The organism is Variovorax sp. FW305-3-2-15-B-LB1 (genome assembly GCF_058787635.1).
The window spans coordinates 1-7,270 of record NZ_JBYSZY010000104.1 but is presented as its reverse complement, the minus strand read 5'-3'; the positions used below and the strand labels follow the sequence as shown (position 1 = coordinate 7,270).

8 protein-coding genes and 1 pseudogene are annotated in these 7,270 nt (G+C 69.4%); 3 read left to right on the top strand and 6 right to left on the bottom strand.

The window, feature by feature from the left end:
- Nucleotides 1–10: 10 nt before the first annotated feature.
- Together AC3WQR_RS31290 and trhA are read left to right on the top strand one after the other, a co-directional pair.
- On the top strand, nucleotides 11–574 hold the full coding sequence (locus tag AC3WQR_RS31290; protein WP_492745919.1) for a response regulator transcription factor: 564 nt from the start codon (nucleotides 11–13) through the stop codon (nucleotides 572–574).
- A 62-nt stretch (nucleotides 575–636) separates the two neighbouring features.
- Complete coding sequence (trhA, locus tag AC3WQR_RS31285; protein WP_370870083.1) at nucleotides 637–1,344, top strand: PAQR family membrane homeostasis protein TrhA; 708 nt, start codon at nucleotides 637–639, stop codon at nucleotides 1,342–1,344.
- A gap of 10 nt (nucleotides 1,345–1,354) precedes the next feature.
- Here trhA and AC3WQR_RS31280 read toward each other — a convergent pair whose 3' ends face one another.
- The 4 genes from AC3WQR_RS31280 to AC3WQR_RS31265 are packed head-to-tail and all read right to left on the bottom strand — an operon-like array spanning nucleotide 1,355 to nucleotide 3,867.
- A complete protein-coding gene (locus AC3WQR_RS31280; protein WP_062469081.1) occupies nucleotides 1,355–1,579 on the bottom strand; it encodes a SlyX family protein in 225 nt (74 codons plus the stop codon).
- Between the two features lie 48 nt (nucleotides 1,580–1,627).
- On the bottom strand, nucleotides 1,628–2,521 hold the full coding sequence (locus AC3WQR_RS31275) for an SDR family NAD(P)-dependent oxidoreductase (RefSeq protein WP_492745915.1): 894 nt from the start codon (nucleotides 2,519–2,521) through the stop codon (nucleotides 1,628–1,630).
- Between the two features lie 50 nt (nucleotides 2,522–2,571).
- Nucleotides 2,572–3,072, bottom strand: coding sequence for a DUF1097 domain-containing protein (locus tag AC3WQR_RS31270; protein WP_492745913.1), 501 nt, complete (start codon nucleotides 3,070–3,072; stop codon nucleotides 2,572–2,574).
- A gap of 36 nt (nucleotides 3,073–3,108) precedes the next feature.
- Entirely contained in the window at nucleotides 3,109–3,867 is a 759-nt protein-coding gene (locus AC3WQR_RS31265; protein WP_492745911.1) for an SDR family oxidoreductase, read from the bottom strand.
- A gap of 125 nt (nucleotides 3,868–3,992) precedes the next feature.
- On the opposite strand from AC3WQR_RS31265, the gene AC3WQR_RS31260 reads away from it, so the two are divergent.
- Complete coding sequence (locus tag AC3WQR_RS31260) at nucleotides 3,993–4,892, top strand: LysR family transcriptional regulator (RefSeq protein WP_492745909.1); 900 nt, start codon at nucleotides 3,993–3,995, stop codon at nucleotides 4,890–4,892.
- 7 nt (nucleotides 4,893–4,899) lie between these two features.
- Here AC3WQR_RS31260 and AC3WQR_RS31255 read toward each other — a convergent pair whose 3' ends face one another.
- Nucleotides 4,900–6,858 carry a bifunctional metallophosphatase/5'-nucleotidase gene (locus tag AC3WQR_RS31255; RefSeq protein WP_492745917.1) on the bottom strand — a complete coding sequence of 653 codons (1,959 nt, stop codon included), beginning with the start codon at nucleotides 6,856–6,858 and terminating at the stop codon, nucleotides 4,900–4,902.
- Between the two features lie 99 nt (nucleotides 6,859–6,957).
- Nucleotides 6,958–7,270, bottom strand: a pseudogene (locus AC3WQR_RS31250) (MFS transporter); the annotation flags it as partial.

The window sequence follows — 7,270 nt, the reverse complement described above, 5'->3', positions numbered from 1 at the left end:
CCACCAGCCCATGACGCCCACCCCCGACACCGCCGAAATCCGCCAGTTGCTCATCGTCGAGGACGACGAGGCCTTCGCGCGCACGCTCGCGCGTTCCTTCGAGCGGCGCGGCTATGTGGTGGTGCATGCGCGCAACCTCGAGGAGGTGGAAGCGCTGCTCGAGGAAGGCGACGGCCCCTCGCCCGGCTACGCCGTGGTCGACCTGAAACTCAACGGCGAGGCCTCGGGCCTGGCCTGCGTGCAGATGCTGCACCGGCACGATGCCGAGATGCTGATCGTGGTGCTCACCGGCTTCGCGAGCATCGCCACCGCCGTCGAGGCCATCAAGCTCGGCGCCTGCCACTACCTGGCCAAGCCTTCGAACACCGACGACATCGAGGCCGCCTTCGGCCGCGCCGCCGGCACCACCGAGGTCGAACTGACCAACCGCTCCACCTCGATCAAGACGCTGGAGTGGGAGCGCATCCACGAGATGCTGGCCGAGACCGGCTTCAACATCTCGGAAACCGCGCGCCGACTCGGCATGCATCGGCGCACATTGGCACGCAAACTCGGCAAACAGCAGGTCAAGTAACATGATCTGCCGGTTTCGCGATTTTTGCGGAACCAACACCAATCCCGGAGGCTCTGTTCCTGATGACGAATAGCCCGCCGCTGCAGCTGCAGCCCGCCCGTTCCACCGATCTGCAGAAAAAGCAGGCGTCCGCCGCGCGCGACCAGACCGCGATGGAAGAGCTCTTCAACGCCCTGAGCCACGGCCTGGGCCTGCTGCTGGCGATCGCCTCGCTGCCGATCCTGGTCTACAGCGCTGCCCAGAAGGGCCAGGCCGCGGCCGTGGTGGGCGCCTCGCTCTTCGCGGGCACGGCCATCGTGCTGTACCTGATCTCCACGCTGTACCACGCGCTGCCGATCGGCCGCGCCAAGGCCTGGTTCAACCGGCTCGACCACGCGGCCATCTACCTGTTCATTGCGGGCAGCTACATGCCCTTCCTGTTCGGCGTGCTGCGCGGGCCCTGGGGCTGGACGCTGTTCGGCGCCATCACCGCCGCCGCCGTGCTGGGCGTGAGCGCCAAGCTGTTCAACCGCCTGCAGCACCCGCTGTGGTCCACCGGCCTGTACGTGGCGATGGGCTGGATGGCGCTGATGGCGGCGGTGCCGCTGTACGAGCGCATGTCATCGGCAGGGCTGGCCTGGCTGGTGGCCGGCGGGCTGTTCTACACGGCCGGGGCTGTTGTGTTCCTGTTCGACAACAAGGTGCGCTACGCGCATTCGGTGTGGCACCTGTTCGTGCTCGCGGGCAGCACCTGCCATTTCTTCGCCGTGCTCTGGCACGCGCACGGCTGAGCACGCTTCATCAATAGTGGGGCGGGAGCTCATCGCGCAGGTTGCGTGCGCCCCCGTCCTGTCCTGCGTTCTGGCTCTGCAGCCGCAGTTGCGCGACCTGCAGGATCAGGCTGTCGATCTGCTGCTGTTGTCGGTAGATCGTCATGTTCAGCTGCTCGAGCAGGTCTTCGGCATAGCTCGACTTGATCTCGAGGTCGTTCAGGCGCTCTGTCACGTCGTTCGGTGAATGTTCCATGCCGCTATTGGACAGGAAGAACCACCGCTTTTCTTGACAGCGCCCCGCTCAGCGCCGGACCTTCGCCTCGAGCAGGTCGCCCATGCCGATGCGTCGGGCGAAGTCGATGCGCACGCGCTCCGACACCTCGAAGACCTCCGCCGCACCGTCGCCCACGAAGTCGATCAGCGAACGCATCGGCCGCGTGCCGGCCGGCAGGCCCACGATGCGCACGATGTCGTCGGCCACGGCCTGCGGGTCGGCGTGCTCGGGCGTGAGGGCGGACAGGCGCTCGCCGATGCGGTCCATCACGCCGTCGTAGCGGCCGTAGGCGGCGGTGGTCGCCGCATCGGAGGGCTTGCCGGCACTCGGGAAGTGATCGGTGCCCCGGGTGAACGCGCCCGGCACGACGATCGAGGTCTCGATGCCGAAGCGCGCGATCTCGTAGGCCAGCGTCACGGCCAGCGAATCCATGGCCGCCTTGGCCGCGCCGTACGGGCCCATGAACGGCGGAAAGCCGCCCTTGGTGGTCGTGCTGCTGATCCACAGCATCAGCCCCGACTCCTGCTGCCGCAGGTACGGCAGCACCGCGCGGTTCACGCGCTGGGCGCCGAGCACGTTGGTGTCGAACACCTGGGCGATGTCTTCCGGCGTGAAGGCCTCGGTCGGCCCGACCACCAGATGGCCCGCGTTCTGCATCACCACATCGAGGCGGCCGTGTGCCTGGACGATGGTCGCCGCGGCCGCATCGGCGGAGGCCTGCGACAGCACATCGAGTTCGAGCGGATGCAGCTGAAGCCCCCGGGCCGCGGCCAGGGCACGCAGCTCGGCCGCGCGCTCCTTGTTGCGGCCTGCGATGTCGCGCATGGAGGCATAGACGATGTGGCCCGCTTCGGCGAGCGCCTGCGCGCTGAGCTTGCCAATGCCGGAGCCGGCGCCAGTGACGAGGATGACGGATTGCATGAGGGAACCCCTTGAATGAAGGTGAGAGGGAGGAAAGGAAAGTCCGGTGGTCAGTGCACGCGGCGCTGCAGCAGGTGCGCCACCCACGCCGCCATCGATCCGAGTGCTGCCGCGCCGGCCAGCGTGGCGAACAGCGACAGCGAAGGGGGCTGGTGGACCGCGAAGAACGCGATCAGCCCGAGGAAGTAGCACAGCAGATTGTTCAGTCGCGGCACGCTGCGCATCGACACCACGAGGAGCGCCACGAACAGCACCACCACCGGCAGCGCCGCGGCGCCCGCGATCGGGGCCAGCGCGGCGATGGCGAGCGCCGCGCCCTTGCCGATCAACAGGCCCAGGCTCACGCAGACGAGGTTGAACACGCCGTCGCGTGCGGTGGCGCCGCGGGTATAGAACGCCACCCAGCCGACGAACATCGCCCACACGGGCAGTTCGAGCACGAGCGCCATCGCCGAAGCGGCAGCGGCCACCACCGCAGCGGCGGCCGTGAACGCCGCGTAGGCGAGGCTGAAGAAGCGCGGGGTGGCCGCAGGAGGTGAAGGCGGATGCATGGTGCGTGCTCCGTGGATGTCGTGGGAAGCCACTGCTCAGGCCACGCCGCCGTTGGCCCGCAGCACCTGCCCGTTGACCCATCCCGCGTCCGGCCCCGCCAGGAACGACACCACCGAGGCGATGTCTTCCGGCTGGCCCAGGCGCTGCAGCGGCGGCATCTGGGCGAAGGCCTGGATCTGTTCGTCGGTCTTGCCGTCCAGGAACAGCGAGGTCGCGACCGGGCCCGGCGCCACGGCGTTCACCGTGATGCGTCGGCCGCGCAGCTCCTTGGCGAAGACGTGCGTGAAGGCCTCGACCGCCGCCTTGGTGGCGTTGTAGATCGCGTAGCCGGGCATGTGCAGCGCGAGTGTGGTGCTCGAGAAGTTGACGATGCGCCCGCCCTCGGCGAGCCGGGTCGCGGCCTCGCGCAGGGTGTTGAAGGTGCCGCGCACGTTGATGTCGAAGGTGTGGTCGTACAGCGTGTCGCTGTGCGCGGCCAGCGGCGCGGTCTGGAGCACGCCGGCGTTGTTGACCAGCACGTCGACCGGGCCGAGCTGCGCTTCGACGGTGTCGAACATCGCGCGCACCGCGTCGGCGTTCGCCACGTCGGCCTGCACCGCGAGGGCGCGGGCGCCGGTGGCCTTCAGTTCGGCGACCAGCGCTTCGGCGGGCGCGGCGCCCGAAGCGTAGTTGACGGCGACGGCGAACCCGTCGGCGGCGAGCCGGCGGGCGATGGCGGCGCCGATGCCGCGCGAGGCGCCGGTGACGAGGGCGACGCGGGTGGGCAGCGAAGCAGAAGTGGCGGTGGTGTTCATGGCGCGATTCCTTGGGGTGGTGAGCGGATGAAGCGAATGGTCGGCCATTCCACCCAAAAGATAATCAGCACCAATTCGTCAATAAAATTCCATTTACTTAAACAATAGGCGCGAAGGGCGACCCCATGGACCGCTTCCAGGAAATGCAGGCCTTCGTGCGCATCGCCGAGCGCCAGAGCTTCACGCAGGCCTCGGACGACCTGCAGATTCCGCGCGCCACCCTCACCACGCTGATCCAGCGGCTCGAATCGCGCCTGGGCGCCCGGCTGCTTGAGCGCACCACGCGCACCGTGCGCCTCACGCAGGACGGCGAGGCCCACTACCAGCGCTGCGTGCGGCTGCTGGCGGACGTGGAAGAGGCCGAGGGCGCGTTCACCCATGCGGCGCCGCAGGGCCTGTTGCGCGTGAACCTGCAGGGCACGCTGGCGCGGCACTTCGTGGTGCCGGCGCTGCCCGCTTTCCTCGCCCGCCATCCGGGCCTGCAGCTGCACATCGGCGAGGACGACCGGCTGGTCGACTTGGTGCGCGAAGGCGTGGACTGCGTGCTGCGCGCCGGCCCGCTGCAGGACTCGTCGTTGGTCGCGCAGCGCGTGGCGCTGCTGCCGCAGGTGACGGTGGCGAGCCCCGGCTACCTCGCGGCGCACGGCGAGCCCGTCGACCTCGCGGCACTGGCCTCGCACCGCGCGGTGCACTACGTGTCGAGCAGCACGGGCAAGGCGCTGCCGCTCGAGTTCACGGTCGACGGTCAGGCACGCCCCGTGCAACTGGCCGCCACCGTGTCGGTGACCGGCGCCGACCTGTACACGGGCGCCGCCGTCGTGGGCCTCGGGCTGGTGCAGGTGCCGCGCTACCGCGTGGCGGCCGAGCTGGCGGACGGCCGCCTGCAGGCGGTGCTGCCGGGCTTCGCGCCGCCGCCGATGCCGGTGTCGGTGCTGTATCCGCAGAACCGGCAGCTGTCGTCGCGGGTGCGGGTGTTTACGCAGTGGCTGCGCGGTCTCTTCGCAGAAGACACCGCGCACCCCTGAGCACGACTCAAGGCGCCTTGTACGACTTGGTGCTGTACAGCTCGACCGGCAGCTTCTGCAGCAGCGACAGGCCCGAGCCGACATCCTTGGGCTTGGACTCGATGTAGTTGAAGAACACGTCGGCATCGAGCACGCCGATGTCCAGGCGCCGCGCCGCGGGCACGGCGGCCAGCGTCTTGTAGCCGTCGCCGCCGCTGGCGTTGAAGCTCAGCACGAACAGCTTGTAGGTCTTGTCCAGGTCAAGCGGGCCCCACACGCCGGTGCCGGGTGCGCGCACCTCGATGTTGCTGGCGCGCTGGCCGTTGGCCTGCGTGGCATCGACGTCGAAGCGCAGGCCGCCGGTGTAGGGGTACGGGCCGGTGGAACCGCCCGGGCCGTACACGGCCTGCAGGCCGTCTTCGAGCATGCCCTTGACCTCGCGGCCGGTGACGTCGAGGCGGAACAGCATGTTGCCGAAGGGCAGCACCTGGATCACGCTCGCCGCCGTGACGTTGCCCGGCACCAGCGGAATGCGCGCGCCGCCGCCGCTTTGCAGCGAGATGTCGGCGCCGCCGTACTTGCTGTGGCCGATCTCCAGGTAGGCCTGCGCTGCCATCTGCTGGATGTCGCCGCCGCGCAGGCTCACGCTGCCCAGCGCGTTGCACGAGACGCTGGAGCGCGAGTAGTCGACGGTGCCCGTGCCGCCGGGCACGCGACGCGAGCACAGCTCTTCGGTCACGGTGGCCACCAGCGTGGTGTTGAACACCGCCACCTTGTCCTTGAAGGGCTGCAGCACGGCGGTGGCCGTGGGGTCGGGCGCGGTCACGCGCAGGAAGCCGCTGGCGGCCACGTCGGCCAGCAGGGCGCTGCGCTGGTTGGCATCGGCGGGCTTGCCGCCGACGCGGAAGTCGTCGCCGATCAGCACGTGCGGCGTGCCGCTGCAGGCCGTGACGTCGCCCTTCTCGTCGAAGCTCACATTCAGTTCGCCCACCACCTGGCTGTACTCCCAGGCATGGACCAGGCAGACCTTCTTGCCGTCCTTGTCGGTCAGCGCCGTGGGGTAGGCACCGGCCGGCGAGCCCACGCCGTAGCGGGTGAGCGCGTCGGGGCCGATGAGCGTGTGCGAATCGCCGCCCACCACGACGTCGACACCGCTCAGGCGCGACGCCACCTGCTTGTCGTACTCATAGCCGATGTGGCTCATGACGACGATCTTGTTCACGCCCTGCGCACGCAGCAGGTCGATCTCGCGCTGGGCGGCGACGGTCTCGTCCTCGAAGGTGGTGTCGGGGTCGGGGCTGGACGAGGCCTTGGTCTTGCCCGCGATGGTCAGGCCGACCAGGCCGATCTTTTCGCCGCCGCGTTCGAGCACCGTGGAGCGCTTCACGTAACCGGGTGCCTTCGAGGGGTGCAGCGCCGATTGGGCGCCGAAGTTCACGTTGGCGCTGAGCACCGGCGTCTGGCAGCTGCCCTTGCGCAGCAGGTCGAGAAAGCCCTTCAGGCCGGTGTCGCCCTTGTCGAACTCGTGGTTGCCCAGCGTGAAGGCGTCGAAGCACACGGTGTTCATCAGCGCCGCATCGGCCTCGCCGTCGGCGCCCGCGCGGTTGAAGTACAGGGTGCCGGTGAGCGCGTCGCCGGCGTGCAGCTTCAGCACGTTCGGCGACTGGGCGGCCAGCGCCTGGATCGCCGCGGTGACGCGCGGAAAGCCCGCCGCATTGACCGTGACCGCCACCGGCGCGCCGCCGCCCGTGTTCAGCTGCAGCGTCTTGTCCTTGGCTTCGAGGTTGGAGTGGTGGTCGTCGATGTGCAGGATCGTGAGGTCGATCGCCTTGCCCTGCGGCGCGGGCGCGGGGGCTGGCGCCGGCGGCGGCACCACGGCGATCGGCGGGAACGCGACACCGCCGCCCCCACCGCCACCGCATGCGGCCATCACGCAGGCTGCAATCACCGTGGCAGCTGCTCCCACGACCCGTCGACTGTTGTTCATCACCATCTCGCACTCCGCTCCTGTTGATCGAGCGGGGATGCTGGCAACGACGCATGACGTGTCCATGAAAGCACCTCATCGGGTGCGGGGTGAGGCGCCTTACGCGTTCTGTCCGAGTGCTTCCGCGTGGCCTCGCGCGGACGCATCGCCGCGCAGGAATGCAAACACCACCACCGCCGTCAGCACCGTCACGCCAGCCAGCACGCAGAGCAGCGTCCCGAACGCCACGCCATACGCGTGCAGCAGCCCCGCGCGGTCCATGCCCGGCAGCAAGGCCAGCGCCTGCGCCAGGTCGCCCGTCGCCACGCGCTGCGCCGCCTGCGACACCGCCACGGACGGAGGCGACGACGCCTTCAGCTGCAGCGCCACGAGGGCCGTGAGCCCCGCCCCCACCAGCGCCAGCGCGATGCCC

What these genes read in the sequence shown, in the direction of transcription:
- AC3WQR_RS31270 (WP_492745913.1), bottom strand. Translation starts at nt 3,072, where the DNA reads ATGCATCCGCCTTCACCTCCTGCGGCCACCCCGCGCTTCTTCAGCCTC.
- AC3WQR_RS31290 (WP_492745919.1), top strand. Translation starts at nt 11, where the DNA reads ATGACGCCCACCCCCGACACCGCCGAAATCCGCCAGTTGCTCATCGTC.
- AC3WQR_RS31265 (WP_492745911.1), bottom strand. Translation starts at nt 3,867, where the DNA reads ATGAACACCACCGCCACTTCTGCTTCGCTGCCCACCCGCGTCGCCCTC.
- AC3WQR_RS31275 (WP_492745915.1), bottom strand. Translation starts at nt 2,521, where the DNA reads ATGCAATCCGTCATCCTCGTCACTGGCGCCGGCTCCGGCATTGGCAAG.
- AC3WQR_RS31260 (WP_492745909.1), top strand. Translation starts at nt 3,993, where the DNA reads ATGGACCGCTTCCAGGAAATGCAGGCCTTCGTGCGCATCGCCGAGCGC.
- trhA (WP_370870083.1), top strand. Translation starts at nt 637, where the DNA reads ATGACGAATAGCCCGCCGCTGCAGCTGCAGCCCGCCCGTTCCACCGAT.
- AC3WQR_RS31280 (WP_062469081.1), bottom strand. Translation starts at nt 1,579, where the DNA reads ATGGAACATTCACCGAACGACGTGACAGAGCGCCTGAACGACCTCGAG.
- AC3WQR_RS31255 (WP_492745917.1), bottom strand. Translation starts at nt 6,858, where the DNA reads ATGAACAACAGTCGACGGGTCGTGGGAGCAGCTGCCACGGTGATTGCA.